Annotated in this window: 8 protein-coding genes; 3 read left to right on the top strand and 5 right to left on the bottom strand. The window is 74.4% G+C overall.

Annotated features, from left to right (window positions below):
- The first annotated feature begins 1 nt into the window (after position 1).
- Positions 2-979, top strand: coding sequence for a thiamine pyrophosphate-dependent enzyme (locus tag HCN51_RS04580; RefSeq protein WP_168007065.1), 978 nt, complete (start codon positions 2-4; stop codon positions 977-979).
- 2 nt (positions 980-981) lie between these two features.
- Entirely contained in the window at positions 982-2,601 is a 1,620-nt protein-coding gene (locus HCN51_RS04575) for an NAD(P)-binding protein (protein ID WP_206066542.1), read from the top strand.
- A 47-nt stretch (positions 2,602-2,648) separates the two neighbouring features.
- On the opposite strand, the gene HCN51_RS04570 is transcribed toward HCN51_RS04575, so the two are convergent.
- Positions 2,649-4,136 carry a bifunctional aminoglycoside phosphotransferase/ATP-binding protein gene (locus HCN51_RS04570; protein WP_168007063.1) on the bottom strand — a complete coding sequence of 496 codons (1,488 nt, stop codon included), beginning with the start codon at positions 4,134-4,136 and terminating at the stop codon, positions 2,649-2,651.
- Between the two features lie 64 nt (positions 4,137-4,200).
- Positions 4,201-4,839 (bottom strand): hypothetical protein, encoded by a 639-nt coding sequence (locus HCN51_RS04565; protein WP_168007061.1) that lies wholly within the window; start codon positions 4,837-4,839, stop codon positions 4,201-4,203.
- A gap of 181 nt (positions 4,840-5,020) precedes the next feature.
- On the opposite strand from HCN51_RS04565, the gene HCN51_RS04560 reads away from it, so the two are divergent.
- The gene (locus tag HCN51_RS04560; protein WP_168007059.1) at positions 5,021-5,197 is read left to right on the top strand and encodes a hypothetical protein; all 177 of its coding nucleotides are present in this window, start codon (positions 5,021-5,023) and stop codon (positions 5,195-5,197) included.
- A gap of 7 nt (positions 5,198-5,204) precedes the next feature.
- On the opposite strand, the gene HCN51_RS04555 is transcribed toward HCN51_RS04560, so the two are convergent.
- Genes HCN51_RS04555 through HCN51_RS57975 form a run of 3 tightly spaced genes read right to left on the bottom strand, consistent with a single transcriptional unit; the run spans position 5,205 to position 20,036 of the window.
- Complete coding sequence (locus tag HCN51_RS04555) at positions 5,205-5,942, bottom strand: 4'-phosphopantetheinyl transferase family protein (protein WP_168007057.1); 738 nt, start codon at positions 5,940-5,942, stop codon at positions 5,205-5,207.
- On the bottom strand, positions 5,939-11,401 hold the full coding sequence (locus HCN51_RS04550; RefSeq protein ID WP_168007055.1) for an ATP-binding protein: 5,463 nt from the start codon (positions 11,399-11,401) through the stop codon (positions 5,939-5,941). Before HCN51_RS04550 ends, HCN51_RS04555 begins: the two co-directional genes overlap by 4 nt.
- 1 nt (position 11,402) lies before the next feature.
- Positions 11,403-20,036, bottom strand: a complete 8,634-nt coding sequence (locus HCN51_RS57975) for a type I polyketide synthase (protein ID WP_206066541.1) — start codon at positions 20,034-20,036, stop codon at positions 11,403-11,405.
- Positions 20,037-20,038 lie beyond the last annotated feature (2 nt).

Below are 20,038 nucleotides of genomic sequence, written 5' to 3'. Positions count from 1 at the left end.
CATGCCCGCGCCACGCACGAAGTTCTACCAGGTCGGCAGCTTCGCGGTGGGGAACCGGCTACTGCCGCCGGAGCAGCGCGCCGTCCAGGCGGCGCCCGATCGCGGCAACGCGCTGACCTCGGGCCACCGGGCGTGCCGGGGCTGCGGCGAGGCGCTCGGCGCCCGGTACGCCATCGACGCCGCCATCCGGGCGACCGGCGGGCGGATGATCGCGGTGAACGCGACCGGCTGCCTGGAGGTGTTCTCCACGCCCTATCCCGAGACCGCCTGGCAGGTGTCGTGGATCCACTCCCTGTTCGGCAACGCCCCCGCCGTCGCCACGGGCGTGGCGGCGGCGCTGAAGGCCAAGGGCCGCACCGACGTGCGGGTGGTCGGTCAGGGCGGCGACGGCGGCACGGTCGACATCGGCTTCGCGTGCCTGTCGGGCATGTTCGAGCGCGGCGACGACGTGCTCTACATCTGCTACGACAACCAGGCGTACATGAACACCGGGGTGCAGCGCTCCGGCGCGACCCCGCCGGCCGCGCGCACGGCCACCACGCCCGTGCCGGGCAACGCGTTCGGGCAGGGCAAGAACGCGCCGCTGATCGCGATGGCGCACGAGATCCCGTACGTGGCCACCGCGACCGTGGCCGACCTGCGCGACCTGGAGTACAAGGTGCGCCGGGCGATGGACTTCCGCGGCGCCCGCTACCTGCACGTCCTGGTGCCCTGCCCGCTCGGCTGGGTCACCGCGGCCTGCGACACGATCCGGGTGGCCCGCCTGGCCACCGAGTCCGGCCTGTTCCCCGTGTTCGAGGCCGAGGGCGGCGAGGTCACCGGCGTGACGAAGATCAGGCGGCGGATCCCCGTGGACGACTACCTCAAGCTGCAGGGCCGCTACGCCCACCTGTTCGCGGACCCGCCCCGTACCGACGTCGTCGCCCGCATCCAGGCGTCGGCCGACCGCAACATCCGCCGCTTCGGATTGGTGGACTGATCATGGACAAGCCCTTCGCCATCACGCTGGGGGCCGGGAGCAGCCACGCCAACAAGACGGGCGCCTGGCGCACCGAACGGCCCGTCTACGTGGACCGGCTGCCGCCCTGCAACCACGCCTGCCCCGCCGGGGAGAACATCCAGCGCTGGCTGAGCCTGGCCGAGGAGCCCTCCTACGAGGCCGCCTGGCGGCAGATCATGCTGGACAACCCGTTCCCCGCCGTCATGGGCCGCGTCTGCTACCGGCCCTGCGAGAGCGCCTGCAACCGGGGCGAGCTGGACGAGGCCGTCGGCATCAACTCGGTCGAGCGTTTCCTCGGCGACCAGGCCATCGAGCACGGCTGGACCGTCCCCGTGACGGCCGGGCCGTCCGGCAAGCGGGTGCTCGTGGTCGGCGCGGGGCCGGCCGGGCTGTCGGCCGCCTACCACCTGACGCTGCTCGGCCACGCCGTCACCGTGATCGACTCCGGCTCGGCGCCCGGCGGCATGATGCGCTTCGGCATCCCCCGCTACCGGCTGCCCCGCCATGTCCTGGACGCCGAGATCCGGCGCATCCTCGACATGGGCGTCACCCTGGAGCTCGGCCGGACCGTCACCGACCTGGCCGAGGCGATGCGCGGCTTCGACGCGGCCTTCCTGGCCGTCGGCGCGCACATCGGCAGGCGCGCCTACCTCCCGGCCGGAGACTCGGCCCGCATCCTCGACGCGGTCTCGGTGCTGCGCGACGTGGCGGACGGGCCCGCGCCGCTGCTGGGCCGCCGCGTCGTCGTCTACGGCGGCGGCAACACCGCCATGGACGCCGCCAGGACCGCCAGGCGCCTCGGCGCCGCCGATGCCGTCGTCGTCTACCGCCGCACCCGCGACCGCATGCCCGCCCACGACAGCGAGGTGGCCGAGGCGAGCGAGGAAGGCGTGCGGATGAAGTGGCTGTCCACGATCGCGCACGCCGACGGCGAGCGCGTCGTCATCGAGCGGATGCGCCTGGACGAGACCGGCTTCCCGCGGCCGACCGGCGAGTTCGAGGAGCTGGCCGCCGACTCGGTGGTGCTGGCGCTGGGCCAGGAGGCCGACCTGTCGCTGCTGGCCGGGCTGCCCGGCGTCGAGGTCGAGGGCGGCGTCGTCAAGGTCGGGCCGGACATGATGACCGGCTGCCCCGGCGTGTTCGCCGGCGGCGACATGGTGTCGGCCGAGCGCACGGTGACGGTCGCCGTCGGGCACGGCAAGAAGGCGGCCAGGCACATCGACGCCTGGCTGCGCGGCGGCACCCACCGGCCGCCGCCGCGCCACCCGATGGCCGGCTTCGACCTGCTCAACACCTGGTATTACAGCGACGCGCCGGCCACCGTCCGCCCCAAGCTCGACCTGGCGCGCAGGACGAGCACCTTCGACGAGGTCGAGGGCGGGCTGGAGGAGGCGACGGCGCTGTTCGAGGCGCGGCGCTGCCTGTCGTGCGGCAACTGCTTCGAATGCGACAACTGCTACGGCGTCTGCCCGGACAACGCGGTGCTCAAGCTGGGGCCCGGGCTGCGATACGAGATCGACCTCGACTTCTGCAAGGGCTGCGGGCTGTGCGTGTCGGAGTGCCCGGCGGGCGCCATCGAGATGGTGCCCGAGGTCACCTGACGGCTCTCGTGCTCCCTCAGCCGCTGACGGCTCTGCCTCGTGCTCCCTCAGCCGGGGGGCAACTGGGGCCGGCGGAAGGGGCGGGGGACGTTCAGGTGAGGCGGGTGGACGGCGGCGAGCGCGCGGGTGAGCGCCTGCTCCGGCGGGCCGCTCGTGTCGATCTCGACCGCGTCCGGCCATGGCGCCATGGCCGCGGCCATCGCGCCCGCAATGCTCTGGTCCGCGTCGGAGCTGTTCCGCTCGCGGGCGGCCAGCCGCTCGGCGGCGATTCGCGGGGTGATCGTGCAGCGGAGCCTGACCAGGCGGGCGGCGGTGCGGGTGGCCACGGTCTCGGCCTCCGTCAGGTGCCGGCCGTCGGCCCAGGACGCGTCCAGCACGACCGACTCGCCCTGGCCGAGCAGGCGCTCGGCGCGTGCCAGCAGCTCGGCGTAGGTCCTGGCGGTGTGCTCGGGGTCGTAGATGCCCTGGAGGTAGGGCGCGTCGGCGGGCTCCAGCGGGTCGAGGCCGGCCAGCTCCTTCCTGACGCGGTCGCTGTGCAGCAGCGTGTAGCCGAGCCGGTCGGCCAGCGCGCCGCCGAGCGTCGACTTGCCGCTGCCGGGCGAGCCGCTGACCAGCACCAGGGTGACGGTTCCTGCGCGCAGGTGGCGCAGCGCCAGCTCGGCCAGGCGCCGGGCCTGCCAGCCGCCGTCGGTGTCGCCCTGCCAGTGGCGCAGGCACGCGACCTTGGCGCGGACGAAGGCCCGGTAGGCGACGTAGTGGTGCCACAGCGCGGCCGGCGCGGGATCGTTGCTGAACTCGACGTACCAGCTCAGGAACCGTCTGGCCGGGGTGGGGGCGCCGAGCCGTTCCAGGTCCATGGCGAGGAAGGCGGCGTCGTCCAGGCCGTCGAGGAAGCGCAGGCGGTCGTCGAACTCCAGGCAGTCGAGGATGCGCGGGCCGTCGTCGAGGCAGAAGATGTCCTCGGCCAGCAGGTCGCCGTGCCCGTCGACGATGCGGCCCGCGGCGATGCGGCTGTCGAACAGGGGCGCTCTGCCGTCCAGGAAGTCCCTGACGCGCTGCTCGATCTCCGCGAGCGTGCCGGGGTCGATGATGGCGCCGGGCAGGCCGCGTACCTGGGCGAAGCTGTCGCTCCAGCGGGCCCGCAGCGCCCGTACCCCGCCCTCCCGGTCGATCTCGGGCGAGTGGCGGCTGCTCGCGTGCAGCCCGGCGAGCCGGCGGGCGATGGCGCGCAGCGGCTCGCCGACCGGTCTGCCGTCGCGGACGAGCGTGGCCAGGCGCCGCTCGGGCGGCATGGCGCGCATGACGACGAGGTGCTCGCAGATCATGCCGTCGGGGCCGCGCACGTCGGCGACGCCCTCGTAGACGTCGGCGGCCAGCCGCCGGTTGAGCTCCACCTCGCGGTGGCAGGCCGTGCGCCGGGCGCGCAGGGTGCCGAAGTCGAGGAAGCCGAGGTCCACGGGCTTCTTCAGCTTGTACGCGTGCTCGCCGAGCAGGAACACCACGGCCGCATGTGTCTCCTTGACCTGGGTGTACATGGCGCCCACCTCCACTTCCAGTGCAGGCCGCCGGCCCGGTCGCCGCCAGGGCCGAAAGGCCCGACTACGCCCGCGCGGGGCGGCGGCCACCGGCGCGGGCGGCCCGCCAGATGGGGTAGCCGAGCACGGTCAGGACGGTGAGCAGGGGCGCGGGATGGCCGAACACGAGCGTGGCCGTCAGGTAGTCGGCGACGGGCACCGCGACCGCGGCGGCGAGCATCCATGCGGGCACCTCGGGGGCTGCGGCCCGTGCCCAGGGGGTGCGCTTCCAGGGTTTGGCGACCGCCAGCCACGTCTGGACCGCCAGGGCGGAGGCCATCAGGCCGGTGCCGGCGATGAGGGCGGTGGCGGGCTCCCGGCTGCCGGCGGCGAACGCGTCCAGCCGCGTGCCGAGCAGGAAGATGCCGGCGTAGAGCTGGCACAGCGTCATGAGGAGCTTCGCCAGGACCCACCAGTACCGGGTGTAGCCCCAGCGGGTCATGCCGGAGAGCATGAGGCCGGTGAAGGCGGAGGCGTTGGCGAAGTGCAGGAGGATGTCGTCGTCGAGCAGGTCGGCCATGCGGTAGCCGGCGGGGTCTCCCGTCCGCATCGCGTGGCTGAGCAGCACGACGAGGGCGAGCGCGAACGCCATCCAGCCCACGGAGGTCAGGACGTGCAGGGCGGCCAGGAGGTGCCGCCATGGGGTGGTTCCCGAACGGGCCATGTCCACTCCTATATGTAGGTTGCCTACGTAGAGAGCCTACATATGGGAGACATGTCACCCGTAGGGCCGAAAGTCCCGCCCGTGCCCTTCGGCGGCCCGGCGGGGGACGTTCGCCGCTGCCCAGGATCCGGCCCCGGCGTGCACCATGGACTCATCGGCAGATGACGGAGGTGCGTCGATCATGACTGGTGGACGGATGATCATGGGATCGCCCGCGATCGAGGCGGAGCTGCTCGCCCTGCGCAAGCGGGTCGACGAGCTGGAGGAGCAGGTGCGTACGCTGGTCGCCGCCAACCTCTCCCTCGTCCGCAGCATGGAGAACCTGCACAAGAACGGCAAGGTAGCCGCGGGGGTCTAGCCCCGCCTCAGGCGAGCGGCCCGGCCAGCCAGCTGTGCGACGGTACGGCGCCGGCCAGCGCGGGCGGCTCCTCCAGCGCGCGGGGCGGCGGCACCGGCCGGTCGGCCGCGACCGTGAGGAGGAAGCCGCCGAAGCGGCGCCACCACCCGTGGAACGTCCTGCCCTCCTCCGCCCGCACCGTCAGCCCGGTCCACCCCTCCGACGGCGGGCCGCAGCCGAGCGTCACCTCGACCGAGCGGGTGTCCCTGCGCAGCCCGGTGCGCAGCACCTTCAGCGCGCTCTCCTTGGCCGACCACAGCAGGTTCGCCCGCAGCGGATCCGCGCCAATGACCTCCCGCTCGGCGGGGGTGAAGTAGTCGGCGACGAAGGCGGGGCTGCGCGGCTCCACCAGCTCCAGGTCGCAGCCGACCGCGCCGGGCTCCAGGCCGAGCAGGCACACCGCCCACCCGGCCCGGTCCGTGAGCGACACCCCGACCGGCAGCGGCGCCCCCGCCCGGTACGCCTCCGGCGCCCCGCTCGGGTGGTGGCGCACCTCCAGCTCGTACGGCGGCGCCGGGAACAGGCGGCCCATGGCCTCCTTGGCCGTCCACCGGGCGACCAGGAACTCGGTGCGCCGCTTGGCGAAGCGCATCCCGGCCGCCCGGCGGGCCTCCTCGGGCGCCAGCCAGCCGTCCCCGGCGGGCAGGTGCCCCTCGCCACGCGCCAGCCAGCCGACGCCGCACCGGCCCGGCTCGTGCGCGTTCATGTCGCCGCCATCCCCCTCTGCAGCGCGTCGATCACGTACGGGCGCAGCTCGGCCGCCGCGATGACGCGGTCCACCGAGCCGACCTCCAGCGCCCGCCGGATGCTGTGCACCCGGTCGAACTCGGCGGCGACCTCGTGCAGCTTGTCCGCCCGCACCTCCGCGGTGACCTCGACGAGCCGCGAGCGCGACCCCGACTCCCTGGCCGCCGTCACGCGCGGGTCCCGCTCGGTACGCGCCCGCACCTCGCGCACGAACACCACGGCGGCGGCCGGCGCGCCCCCGATGACTGAGGCGTAGGAGCCCTCGACGGCCGCGATCTCCAGGCCGGGGTTGAGCCGCTTGGAGAACACCACGAAAGCGCCCCCGTGGTAGCGGGAGATGACGACGAAGACGATGGGCCCGGCGAAGTTGGTGACCGCCCGCCCGATCTCGGCGCCGTACTCGAGCTGCCAGCGCCGCATCGACTCCGGCGAGCCGTCGAACCCCGACAGGTTGGCCAGCACCACGACGGGCCGGTTGCCGCTGGCGGCGTTGACGGCCCGCGCGACCTTGCGCGACGACTGCGGGAACAGCGTGCCGGCCGTCCAGGCGGGCGGCCCGTCGGCCGGCACGAAGCCGTGCCTGGCCTGCGGCGCGGACTCCAGCCCTATCACGCAGGCGGGGATGCCGCCGACGTGCCCGTCCCACACGACGGCCGTCTCGGCGTCGCGCCAGCGGGCCCAGCGCTCCAGCGGCTCGGCGTCCGCGTCGCACACCGCCCGCATCACCGAGCGGATGTCGAACGCCTTCTTGCGCTCGGCGTTGTGCGCGGCGGAGAAGATCTCCCCGACGGTGGCGAAGCCGGGGCCGGCGTGGGGCGACTCGCGCACGTCCCGGTCGGCCGGGTCGCAGGTGGGCCGCGGGCGCGGGTACCGCTCGCCGGGCACGACGTAGGCGTGCTCGTAGTGGCGCAGCAGGACGCGGCCCGCCTCGGCCAGGCTGGTCACGCCGTACTGGGCCTGCCCGTTCGGCCCCATGATGCGCTCGAAGCCGCCGATGCCGGTGTTGTCCTCGGCCGACACGCCGCCGGAGAAGTCGAGCGCCTGCTTGCCGGTCAGCACCATGGCGCTGCCGCTCACCATGACGAGGATGCCGCGGGTGTGCATGAGCATGGTGGACTCGGCGTTCCAGTACGGCTGCGCGCCCACGTTCACGCCGGTCACCACGATGTTGACCGCGCCGCCCGCCTGGGTGAACTCGATGAGGCGGCGCAGCACGGCGGCGATCCAGTCCATGTTCTCGGTGCCGCTGTCCATCGCGATGCGCGCGCCGGACGACAGCGCGAACCACTCCACCGGCACCCGCATCCGCTCGGCCAGGTCGAGCGCGGCGATCACCCGCCGGCACTCGGGCTCGGCCAGCGAGCCGAGGCTGCGCGTGGGGTCGCCGAGGATGGCGACCCTGGACATGCCTTCGGGCACCTTGGCAGTGTGGTTGGTGATGACGCCGACGACCAGGTTGGCGGTGTTGCCGCCCTCCGGCCTGGTGACGGGGACGAGCGTCCCGTCGCTCGCGAGGTCGTGCTCGGTGAACGTGCCGGGCGGGAAGTCGCCGGGGGTGCCCTCGGGCGGGGCCAGCATGCGGACGATCTCGTACGGGTAGGGCGCGCCGAACCGCCGGGCCCGCAGCACCTTGCGCCGGTACTCGGTGACGGGCTTGACCGGCGCCCGGCCGTAGGGCTCCCTGCGTACCGTGAGATGGTCCTCGTCGAGCCCTTCGACGTGCAGGACCGCGGGCTCCGCCGACCCGCCGGGGCCGGGGATCCGTACCTGCAGCACCAGCTTGTCCAGGCCCGCTCCGGCGGCCAGCGGCACGAACGGCCGGGCCAGGCGCGGCCAGTCGGCGCTGGGCACGTCGAACGGCGGGCGCACGCACAGGATGATGCGGTTGGGCTGCGGTCGCCGCTCCGGCGGCGTGGCGGCCAGGTGCTCGCGCATGGCGGCCAGCGCCTGCAGCCCCATGCGTTCCAGCCGGGGCAGCGACACGACGCGGCCGTCGGCGTCGCGGACGGGGCTCAGGTCGCGCACCTCGCCGATGGCGAACAGCCGCACGTCGGCCGGATTGTCCTTGGCGACGCCGCGGAAGAGGTAGACGTCCTCGGCCGAGCGCAGCCGTTCGAGGTCGAAGGCGGACAGCCGCCACAGCTCGGCCCGCTCGGCGATCATCGGGTGCAGGTTGCGGTAGAGCGGCTCCTCCTCGAAGCCCTCGGGGGTGTGGCGGTAGGCGAAGTGCTGGGTGCGGTGGTGCTCGGGGCCGGGGCCGCGCTCACTGGTGACGGTCACGGACAGCCGTTCCAGGGGACGGGCGAAGCTCACGCCCGCGAGCAGGCCCGCGACCTCGGCCTCGGTGGCGCCGGCGGCGGGCCGCTCCCCCGGCCGCCACGTCATCAGCTCGGCGATCACCCGCCGCGCCGGGTCCACCTCCTTCAGGTGGGCGGCGATGTCCTCGCACGCCGTCCGGCACTCCGCGAGCGGCCCGTAGGCCACGACCAGGTGGTACGGCACGCCCTCGTGCGCGAAGTCGGCCGTGCCGAGCCGGCCGCCGCAGCTCAGGTGCGTGAGCGAGCGGGTGCGGTAGAAGCGCCGGATGTAGATCTCGACGACGACGCCGCGCATCTCCGGGCCGGCCGCCTGCCAGCGGGCCAGCAGCGGGCCGCGCATCGGCTGCGGGCACCACACGAGCCGGTCGATCAGCTCGTCCCGGTCGGCCCGGCCCGGGTCGGCGGCCAGGTCGTCGAGATGGGCCTCCATCTCGGCGTAGACGGCGGCCAGCGCCCGCTCATGCTGGGGCTCGTCGAAGTAGCGGAAGCGCACGTCCCTGGCCAGGTCGGCGACCACCGGCAGGCGGATCTGCGCGGCGATGGCCAGCCGGTCCAGCAGGTCCCGCAGGCCCGGGCCGGCCGGCAGCAGGTCGCGGTGCCGCAGCCGGCGCTCCAGCACGGCCGCGACGGCGGGCGCGAGATCCTGGGCGCGGTGGAAGGAGCGGTACAGCCAGACGACGGCCTCTTCGAGCTGCGGCGTGCGGTCGAGCCCGCGCACGCCGTACCTGGCCAGGACCCGCTCCAGGCGGGTGCGGAAGCCGGCGGGCAGCCCCGCCCTGCCGGGGTCGAGCCACTGCAGGTAGGACAGCAGGTACTCCTGCGCGCTCGGGCTCTCCGGCTCCTCCGGGTCGGGCACGGGCCGGTACAGGCCGCACACGTCGGCGAACAGGTCCAGGAACGCGTCCTCGCAAGCGAGCAGCTCCGGGTCGGCGGGCTCGTCCGGGTCGTGACCGACGAGCTCGCGCGGGTCCAGGTCGAAGCCGAGCAGGCTGCCGCACAGGGCCGCGTACCTCGCCCGGCTGTCCGGCGCGACGGTGTCCGCGTGGGTCAGCGCCGTGAAGGACACCGGCGTCCCCCCTGGCCGGGACGGGTCCGCCGCCTCGCGGATGCGCAGCAGCGGCTGTCCCGCCCCCACCTGCGTGTTGGCGGCCACCTCGACGGAGGCGACCTCGCCCGCGTACGGGGCGGCCACCGTGGACTCCAGCTTCATGCTCTCCAGCACCACCAGCGGGTCGCCCTCGGCCACCCGGGCGCCGGCCACGACGGGCACGGCCACCACGAACGCCGGGTGCGAGGCCCGCACGATCCCCCCGTCGTCACGGTGCACCGCGTGCGCCGCCCACTCGCCGTCCCGCTCCACCTCCACGAGGTACGCGGGGCCGCGGGTGGCGATCTGCGTGCGGTACGCGGCACCGCCGCACGACAGCCGCCGCTCGTACGCGCCCAGCCGCCGCACCCCCACGCGCACCGGCCCGCCGGGCGTCTCGATCCGGTACTCCTCGGGGCCCGTACGCAGGACGCGCAGGTCGTACGGGCGGCCGCGGTAGCGCAGCCTGGCCCGGTGGCCCATCCGGTCCGGCAGGTCGGGGCGGCCCCGGCCGGCGGCCTCGTGGAAGGCGGCCCGCTCCGCCTCGTGGTCGGCGTCGTAGGCCTCGACGGCGGCCTGCAGCACGGCGACCGGGTCCGCCGCCGGCAGGTGCCCGCTCTCGGCGGTCAGCCGGTCCAGCCACCGGTTGTCCGCGGTGCCCTGGCGCACCTCGTCCCGCGACAGCAGCGACAGCAGGAACGCCCGGTTCGTGGCGCCGCCCTCGATGACCACGCGGGTCGCCGCCAGCGCGCGCCGCAACCTGGCCATGGCCTCGTTGCGGTCGCCGCCCCTGGCCACCACCTTGGCGATCATCGAGTCGAACTCCGGCGCGATCACGTCGCCCTCGGCCACGCCCGCGTCCACCCGGATCCCGGGCCCGGACGGCGGCCGCCACACGGCGACGCGGCCCGGCGCGGGCGCGAACGCCTGCTCCGGGTCCTCCGCGCACAGCCGGGCCTCGACCGCCCAGCCCCGGGCGGGCGGCGGCTCGCCTTCGAGCCGGCCGCCCCTGGCCACGTGGAGCTGCAGCTTGACCAGGTCGGCGCCGGTCGTCTCCTCGGTCACCGGATGCTCGACCTGGAGCCGGGTGTTGACCTCCATGAACTGGTGGGCGCCGGTGTCCGGGTCGAGCAGGAACTCGACCGTCCCCGCGTTCTGGTAGCCGGCCTCGCGGGCCAGCCGCACCGCCGCCGCCATGACGGCGCGCTCGGCTGCCGGGGTCAGCGCCGTGGAGCCGGACTCCTCGATGACCTTCTGGTTGCGCCGCTGGATGCTGCAGTCGCGCACGCCCACCGCCCACGTGGTCCCGTACGCGTCCGCGATGATCTGCACCTCGACGTGGCGGGCGCGCGGGACGAGCCGCTCCACGAACACGGCCGGGTCGCCGAACGCGGCCTGCGCCTCGGCGCGGGCGCCGGCCAGCGCCGGGGCCAGCTCCTGCGGCGTGCGGACCACCCTGATGCCGCGCCCGCCGCCGCCCGCCGCCGCCTTGACGACCACGGGGAAGCCGAGCCGCCCGGCGTGCTCCAGCGCGTCGGCCGCGCCGGTCACGGGGCCGCCGCTCCACGGCACGACCGGCACGCCGGCCTGCTCCGCCAGGAGCTTGGCCGCGATCTTGTCGCCGAGCAGGCGGATCGTCGCGCTGCGCGGCCCGACGAACGTGATGCCCGCCCGCTCGCAGCGCTCGGCGAACGAGGCGTGCTCGGCCAGGAAGCCCCAGCCGACCCAGACCGCGTCCGCGCGGGCCTCCTGGAGCGCCCGCACGACCCGTTCCTCGTCCAGGTAGGCCGGCTTGCGGTGGCCGTCCACCGGGTCGAGGTAGGTGGCCGGGCCGAGGGAGACGGCCTCATCGGCCCGGCGCACGTACCAGGCGTCGGCGTCCTGGTCGGTGTGCAGGACGATCGTGGCCATGCGGGGGGAGGCGCCGTCGCGGTTGAGCTCCGCGACGGCGTCCAGCACCCGCGTCGCCGGCTCGCCCCGGTTGACGATCGCGAGCCGCTCGATGCCGGTCATGTCAGACCTCTCCTCGCCTGTCTCGCAACGGGGCCAGCGACCGGACGACCTCTTCCGGCAGGTCGCCGGGCAGCGGGGTGCCCCGGTAGCCCTCGACGGCCACGAGCACCGCGCCGTCGCCGTTCACGACCACGCAGTCGTAGCGGCCCTCGCCCGCCTCGACGAGCGCCTGCACGTCCTTGGCCGGCCTGGCCGGATGGAGCAGGACGCGGTCCACGTGGGCGGGCAGCGCCAGCACGCCGTCGCGGGCGGCCTGGGCCAGGCCCGCCGTCTGGAAGCAGAGCTCCACCAGGCGCGGCGAGGTCACCGTCGGCCGCTCCGGGTCCAGCGCCGGCGGCAGGTCGTCCGGCATCCTCGCCGCCGCGCCCGTGCCGTGCGCCCAGGCGGAGGCCACCACCTGGTAGGCGGGGCCGTGGAAGAACAGCGTGTACACCTGCGGCGCAGCCATCGTCGCCACGCCCTCCTCCGGCGCCCGGTCGCGCCGCGCGCCCTTGCGGGCCGAGCCCGACAGCCGCACGTTCCCGGTGAAGTGCACCGTGCGCTGCGGCTCGTCCTGACCGGGCAGCAGCCGCTCGGCCGTCAGCTCGCAGCGGGCGAGCAGGTCGCCGCCGTCCGGGGTGACGACGGCCGTCACCGTGAGCGTGCGCGGCTCGTCCCGGTAGAACTTCACCGGCGCCAGGAAGTCGACGTCCTCCACCGCCGTGACCTGCCGGCCCGGCGCGGCCAGCCGCGCCGCCTCGGCGAACGCCTCGATGCCCATCACCCCCGGCAGGACCGCGACGCCGTCGATGCGGTGATGGTCGAGGAACGGCTGCCGCCGCGGATCCAGCGTCACGCGGACGACCAGGCCCGAGTGCACCCCGAACGCCTCCACCGCGTCCGCCATCGGCTCGTCCGCGCAGGCGGCGGCCAGCCCGCCGCTCTCGTCCGACTCCGCGCCCAGCACCCCGAGCGCCCCCGCGACCAGCACCTCGCCGCGCTCACCCGAGGACGTCAGCTCGCGCCTGATCCACGGCACCCCCACCTCCGGCGGCAGCATCTCGATGCCCGCCAGCTCCATGATCCTGGGGATGGAGCCGCGCGTCGCCATGCCGATGCCGCTCCAGGCCGTCCAGTCCAGCGCGATCGCCCGGGTGCCCGGCCGGGTGCGGCGCATGCCGCTGGTCAGCTTGCACAGCAGGTCGTTGGCCGCGCTGTAGTCGGCCTGACCCGCGTTGCCGAAACGGCCCGCCACCGAGCTGAACACCACGGTGGCGCCGATCGGCAGGTCGCCCGCCGCGTGCAGCAGGTTGAACCAGCCGTCGCTCTTGACGTCGAACACCAGGTCGAACTCCGCCCGCGGCTTGTCCCCCAGCGACCGGCTGACCTCCAGGCCGGCGGCGTGCAGCAGCACGTCCACGTGATCGCTCACCGCGCGCACGTCGTCCATGACGCGGCGCACCGCGTCCGGGTCCGTGAGGTCCACCTGGTGGTAGTACGGCGTGCCGCCTGCCCTCCTGACCGCCTCGATCGCGTCCAGCGCCGCCCGCAGCCGCTCGAAGCGGGCCAGCTCGCGCTCGATCAGCACCGGGGTCGGGCGCTCGCCGCGCTGCTTGAGCCGGTCGGCCAGGTCCGCCTTGAGCGCGTCGCGGTCGCTGTTGTAGCGGCGCAGGTCCTCGTCGGACGGGTCGGGCTGGGGGATCAGGTCCAGCAGGTGGAACACGCCGCCGGAGGCGGTGGCCAGGTCGGCGGTGATCGCCGACACTATGCCGCCGGCCGCGCCGGTGATGAGGAAGACGCTTCCCGCGCCCAGCTCCATCCCGTCGGCGCTTTCGGCTGCTTCGGCTGCTTCGGCTGCTTCGGCTGCTTCTGGGAACGGGCGCTCGGTCAGGCCGATCGTCCAGCGGTCGCCGCCGGCGGTGCCGACCTCGACGCAGCCGGGGTCGGTCAGGGTCTCCGCGATCAGCGTGTCGGCGAGCGCGGACGCCTTGCCGCCCGTACCGAAGTCGACGGCCTTCACCAGGGTGTCCGGCCGCTCGCGGCGGTAGGACTTCGCGAAGCCGGTCACCGCGCCGCCCAGCGGGGCGGGAGCGCCCGCCTCGTCGTAGCCGTGCCGGCCACCGAGCCTGGTCGCGGTGACCAGGAACGGCGCCTGCTCGTAGAGGGCGTGGATCAGGGCGTACAGGCTCTTGACGCGGCGGCGCAGCGCCTCGCGCCAGGCCGGCAGGTCCATCTCCGCCACCGGCCGCTCGGCATCGAGCGCCGGCAGCCAGTAGACGCCGTCCACCCTGCCCCGCGCCTGCGCCACCAGCTCCTCGGGTGAGGCGGCCGGATCGACGGTGACGACCTCGCAGCCCAGCTTGCCGAGCCGCCCGGCCAGCGCCTTGCCGACGCCGCCCGCGTCCGTGCCGATCACGATCCTGGCGCCCTCGCCCAGGTGCGCGCCGGTCGGCTTGCACCGGGCCCGGTCGGGGCGCAGCACGGGGACGGGAATCCGGCGCGGGAACCCACCGACCCTCTCGGCACCGGCCTCCTGCTGTTCGGGGAGGGATGGGGGTTGCGGCTGCTGTTCCGTGGCCGCCGACGCGGGCTGCGGCTGCTGTTCCGTGGCCGCCGAGGCCGGCTCCGGCTGGGCGGGCTCCTGCTCGGGGAGGCGGTCGCGGATCCAGCCGACCACATGGGTCAGCGTCGGGAAGTCACGCAACCGCAGGTTCGGATCACGCTCCAACCCGTACCGCTCCCGCACCGCCGCGAAAATCTCGGCCTGCTTGACCGTGTCCACCCCCAGATCCGCCTCCAGATCCAGATCCGGCTCCAGCAACTCCGGCGGATAACCGGTCATCCCGGCCACGATCTCGACCACGGCGGCCTGGACGTCGTCCGCCGGAGCCTCGGCCTGGGTTGACCCGGTCTCGGCTGCCGCTTGCGCGGGCCCCGCGGGGGTCGCTGCCGAAACGGGTGCGGCGGCGGGCTGTGCCGGGGCGGGCTCCTGCTCGGGGAGGCGGTCGCGGATCCAGCCGACCACATGGGTCAGCGTCGGGAAGTCACGCAACCGCAGGTTCGGATCACGCTCCAACCCGTACCGCTCCCGCACCGCCGCGAAAATCTCGGCCTGCTTGACCGTGTCCACCCCCAGATCCGCCTCCAGATCCAGATCCGGCTCCAGCAACTCCGGCGGATAACCGGTCATCCCGGAGACGATGCCGACGACGGCGTCCGCGATCGGGTCGACCGGCGCAGCAGTGGCGGCCTCCGCCTCGGGCACGGTCACGGGCGGGACGGTCGCGGACAGGACGGTCACGGGTGGGACGGTCGCGGACGGGACGGTCACGGGTGGGACGGTCGCGGCCACCACCGGCTCCGCGGCCGGAACGGTGGCTTGAGCGGGTGTCTGCGCGGGCGTCCGAGCGGGGGCGACGGCGGCGCCGGGGGCCGGAGCCTCCGAGAAGCCCGGCATGAGGGTCGGGGCAGGCGTCGGGGCGTCCGAAAAGCCCGGCATGAGCGTCTGGGCGGATTCCTGGGCAGGCGCCCCGGGCGCGGCAGGTGCGTCCGCGATGCGCAGGCGGCGCTGCACCACCTCAAGGGTGGCGCCGGGGCGGCCGGCGAGGGCGGACAGCCACGCCTGCCAGGCCGCCGGGTCCGTGATGCGGTACGCGTGGCCGAGCTCGTCCGGCGAGCGGTGCCGGCCGTCCGGCATGGGGGTCCACCGCAGGAGGGTCATGGCGATCTGCGAGCCGAACCCGGCGGCCAGCCGCAGCGCGTACCGCACGGGGTAGGCGCCGCCGGTGGACAGGTTGAGCCGGCCCAGCTCCGGATCGGGCTCCTTGTGGTTCGGGACGGGCGGCACGATGCCGGTCTCGATCGACTTGATCGCGACGACGTCCTCGATGCCTGCGCCCATGGCGTGGCCGGTGAAGCCCTTGGTGTTGGCGATCACGACCGCGTCGGCGGAAGGGCCGAACGACTGCCGCAGCGCGTGGATCTCGGCCGCCGCGCTGCCGCCCCGGGCGGGCGTGTAGGTCTCGTGGGAGACGAACACCGTCTCGGGCGCGATCGTGTGCCGGTCCGCGCCGTGGCTCTCCGCCTGCCGGACGACCTGCTCCATGACCTGCGAGATGTGCTGGACGTCGAGGCGGGTGCCGTGGAAGGCGCTGTTGGCGGTGACGCCGCCCAGCATCTCGCAGATGGGGCGCAGGCCGCGCTCGCGGGCCGCCTCGGCGGACTCGATCACCATGGCGGCGGCGCCCATACCGACGATCATGCCGTGCCTGCGCCGGTCGAACGGGGTGGCGGCGTCCTCGACGACGTCGTCCGTGGCGGCGGCGCCGGAGGCCAGGAAGCCCGAGCCGATCCAGGGCAGCAGCGTGTCGGAGGTGGCGTCGTCGGCCGAGATGACGATGACGCGGCGGCAGCGGCCGGTGCGGATCCAGTCCTCGGCCACGCACATGGCCTGGGTGGTGCTGGCGCAGGCGGCGTTCACCTGCGTGTTGGGGCCGCGCGCGCCGATGATCTCGGCGAACTGGGAGTGCCCCATGGACAGGCAGCGGAACAGGAAGCGGCGGTCGAACACGTACGGCTCGTTCCGCAGCAGGTGGCGCAGCTCGGCGACGCGGCGGTCCACCTCGGCGGCCGCGCTCTCGTCGCCGCGCATCCTGGCCCGCACGGCCTCCAGCGCGAGCAGCTGCTCCCGGCGTCCCCGGTCGGTGAAGTAGCGCTCCAGCTCGCCGGCGAACGCGTCGTAGGCGGGGAACGCCGAAGCGAACACCACCCCGGTTTCGTCACGCAGCGCCTCGGGCAGCCCCCACCGGTCGGGCAGCTTCGTGCCGAGCGTCGTGCTCTTGTAGTGCATGACCAGCGGGATCCCCGCGTCGCGGAGCGCGTCGAACCCCGCGCCGATGGCGAGCCTGGTGGCCACGTCGAGGGCGGCGTCCCGGTCGGCGTCCACGCCGAACTCGGTGACCACGTCGACCGGCGCGTGCCGGCCGGCGAGCTTGAGCACGTCGGCCTCGCTGCCGATGGTCTCGAACGTCGGATCGCCCGCCTCCCGCTTGACCAGCCGCGTGATGCGGCGGTCCACCATGGCGCGGCGGAAGCGGTGCGGGATGGTGTCGATGAACTGCTGGCCGGCCAGGATGCGGGCCAGGTTCTCGTCGTCGAAGACGCGCTCCACGCCGGGCAGCCCGAGCGCGGCCCCGGTCACCACGACCGGCTCCGTGACCGTGAAGCCGCGCGGCGCGGCGCCGCCGTAGATCGCCAGGCCCTGTTCAAGCGTCTGGGCGAAGAGGCGGCCGAGCTGGGTGTAGGTGCTCTCTGGGGTCATGGTGAGCCTCGCGTTCGGGATGGCGGACCCACTAGAGGCGTGCTCCGCCCGAGCATGGAAGGGGACCGCCCCCATGGGCGTCCCCATGGGGGACGAGCTCGCCACCGCCTCCTCCTGAGACGGCATCGCTACCGGGGACGTCCCCACATAGGACGCGGTCACCGCCGACGTCTCCACCGGCGGCGGCAACGCCGCTGTAGGCATCCCCGCGTGAGGCGGGATCGCTACCGGGGACGTCCCCACATAGGGCCGGATCGTCGTCGGCGTCTCCACGGGTGGCGAGAACACCACTGGGGACATCCCCGTGTGCGGTGGTGCCGGGTAGGCCAGGCCGGTGGCGTACAGGCCGCACAATGCCTGGTTGAAAGCGGGGACGTCCCCGGTCTTGGGGTGGTTGGTGAACAGGGCGAGCACGTCGTCGTGGGCCGAGCCGAGCACGTCCTCGGCGAAGCCGTGCAGTGCCTTCTTCGGCCCCACCTCGACGAAGACGCGGGCGCCCGCCTCGTACAGCGTGCGCAGGCCCGTCACGAACCGTACCGGCGAGGAGACCTGGCGGCCCAGGATGTCGAGCATCGTCTCGACGTCGGCGTCCGCCGGGTAGAACGCGCCGGTCACGTTGGCCACGATCGGCTTGGCGGGCGGCCGGATGTCGAGGCGGCGCAGCACCTCCCTCAGCGGCCCGCCTGCCGGGGCGACGATCGAGGTGTGGAAGGCGTGGCTGACGGGGATGCGGGTCGCGGTCATGCCGGCCGAGCGGAAGCGCTCCACGGCCGCGTCCACGGCCTCGGTCGCGCCGCCGACCACGGCCTGGGCGGTGCTGTTGATGTTGGCGACCACGACGTAACCGTCCGACTCGGCGACGATGCGCTCGATCTCCGGCAGCGGGCCGAACACCGCCGCCATGGCGCCGCTGTCGGGCAGCTCCAGCGAGGCCATCTCCCGGCCGCGCGCGCTGACCGCCTCCAGGGCCGACGGGAACGTCAGCGCGCCGGCGGCGACGAGCGCGCCGTACTCGCCGAGGCTGTGGCCCATCACCATGTCGGGGCGCACGCCGTACGCGTCCAGCAGGCGGGTGAGCGCCGCGTCCACGGTCAGGACGGCGGGCTGGGTGATCTCGGTCTGCAGCAGCGCCTGCCGGGCCGGGCCCGGGTCGGCGTCGTCACAGAAGATGTACGACGTCAGGGGCCTGCCGAGCAGCGGCGTCATCACGCGGTCGGCCTCGTCGAACGTGGCCGCCACGATGGGCTCGTGCTCGCGCAGGTCGCGCAGCATGTTGACGTACTGGGAGCCCTGGCCGGTGTAGAGGAAGGCCACCTTGGGGGCGGGGCCGCGACCGAGGAAGACGCCCTGGGCGCGCAGCATGCGCCACATGGCCTGGTTGCCGGTGCGCAGCGCGGTGACGGCCTTCGCCGCCTTGGCCGCCAGGTCGGCGGGTTCGGCGTAGTCGATCGCGACCCTGATGGCCGCGGTGGCCAGCGCGGGGTCGGGGGGTTGCGGCGTGTCCGTGGCACGCACCTGTTCGAGCCGGGCGATGACCTCCGGCTCGTCGGCCCCGCCCACGACCGCGGCTCCCCGCAATGGCGGCCGGGAACTGACGGTCGCCGGTCCCTTCCCGACGGGCGACGCCGCCGCGCTCCCCTGCGCCACGCTGCTCCCCTGCGCCGCAATGCCCCCCTGCGCCGCACTACTGGCCGGCGCCGCACTGCTGGCCGGCGGGGCGGCGGTTGCCTGCGGCGCCGCACTTGCGGCGCCTGCCTGAGGTGCAACGACCGCCTGCGGCCCAGCGCCCGCTCGCTGCTCGGTGACCGCCTGTGGCGCAGCGCCCGCCTGGAAGGGGACGCTGCCTGGCGAGGTGGGCCCGGTGACCGACGTGGAGGTGGCGTACACGGTCGGGGCGGCGGCGGGGCGGTGGCGGCCGGGGATGTACTCCTCCAGGACCACGTGGAAGTTCGTCCCGCCGAACCCGAACGCGCTCACCCCCGCGCACCGTACCCCGCCCGCCGGCCGTTCCCACTCCCGCAGCGAGGTGTTGACCCGGAAGGGGATGGCCGACCAGTCGACGTTCGGGTTGGGGACGTCGAAGTGGAGGCTGGGGGGCAGGACCTGCTCGTGCAGGCTCATCACAGCCTTGAACAGCCCGGCCGCGCCGGCCGCCGCCTTGAGGTGGCCGATGTTGGACTTGACGGAGCCGAGCGCGATCGCGCCGCGTGCCGCGCCCGCCTTCTCGAAGAACTCGCTGAGGGCGCCGAGCTCCACGGCGTCGCCGACGCGGGTGGAGGTGCCGTGGGCCTCGATGAGGGTGGCCTGTGCCGGGTCGAGGCCGGCGCCGGCCCAGGCGCGTTCGATGGCGAGCCGCTGCCCGATCGGGTTGGGCGCGGTGATGCCCTTGCCCTTGCCGTCGCTGGAGCCGGCCAGGCCGCGCAGGACGGCGTAGACGCGGTCGCCGTCGCGTTCGGCGTCGGACAGGCGTTTGAGGACGAACAGCGCCGCGCCCTCGCCCATGACGAAGCCGTCGGCGCCCGCGTCGAAGGGCCGGGTGCCGGTGGCCGACAGGGCGCCGATCTTGCAGAACTTGACGAACGCGGCCACGCCCATGTTCCGGTCCACGCCGCCGGTGATCACGGTGTCGAAGTCGTGGGCCTGGAGCCCGCGTACGGCCGAGGACAGGGCGGCCAGGCCGGAGGCGCAGGCGGCGTCGGTGGTGAAGTTGGGCCCGCGCAGGTTGAACAGGTTGGCGACCCGGCCGGCGATGATGTTGGCCAGCTCGCCGGGCATGGTGTCCTCGGTGATCGGCGGGAACTCGCTGAGGAAGGCGCCGGCGCTCTCGCGCAGCACGGCCTCACGGATGTCGGCGGGCAGGGCGGCGAAGGCGGGCGAGCGTTCCAGGCCGCGCACGTATTCGGGCAGGACGACGCGGGTGTTGGAGCGGTAGTGCTTCTCGCCGCCGATGGCGTTGCCGATGATCACGGCGACCCGTTCGGGGTCGGCGTTCCAGCCGGGCCAGCCGGCGTCCTGGAGGGCGGACCTGGCGGCGCTGACGGCCCATTTCTGGCCGCCGTCGAGCTGCGCGGCCACGGCCGGCGGCACGGCCAGCCGCCAGCCGATGGGGTCCCACGGGTAGTCGCGCACCCAGCCGCCGATCCGCGAGTACGTCTTGTCGGGCGCCTTGGGGTCGGGGTCGTAGTAGAGGGCGGGGTCCCAGCGTTCGGGGGGCACGTCGGAGATGGAGTATGTGCTGTTCTTGATGTTCGCCCAGAAGGTGGGGGCGTCGGGGGCGTCGGGCATGATCGCGCCGAGGCCGACGACGGCGACGGGTTCGAGTGCGAGGGCGTTCATGG

The sequence above is a fragment of the Nonomuraea composti genome, from assembly GCF_012034275.1.
Classification (GTDB): Bacteria; Actinomycetota; Actinomycetes; order Streptosporangiales; family Streptosporangiaceae; genus Nonomuraea; species Nonomuraea composti.
The sequence above is the reverse complement of the archived record's forward strand: the minus strand, read 5'-3'. Positions and strand labels throughout refer to the sequence as shown.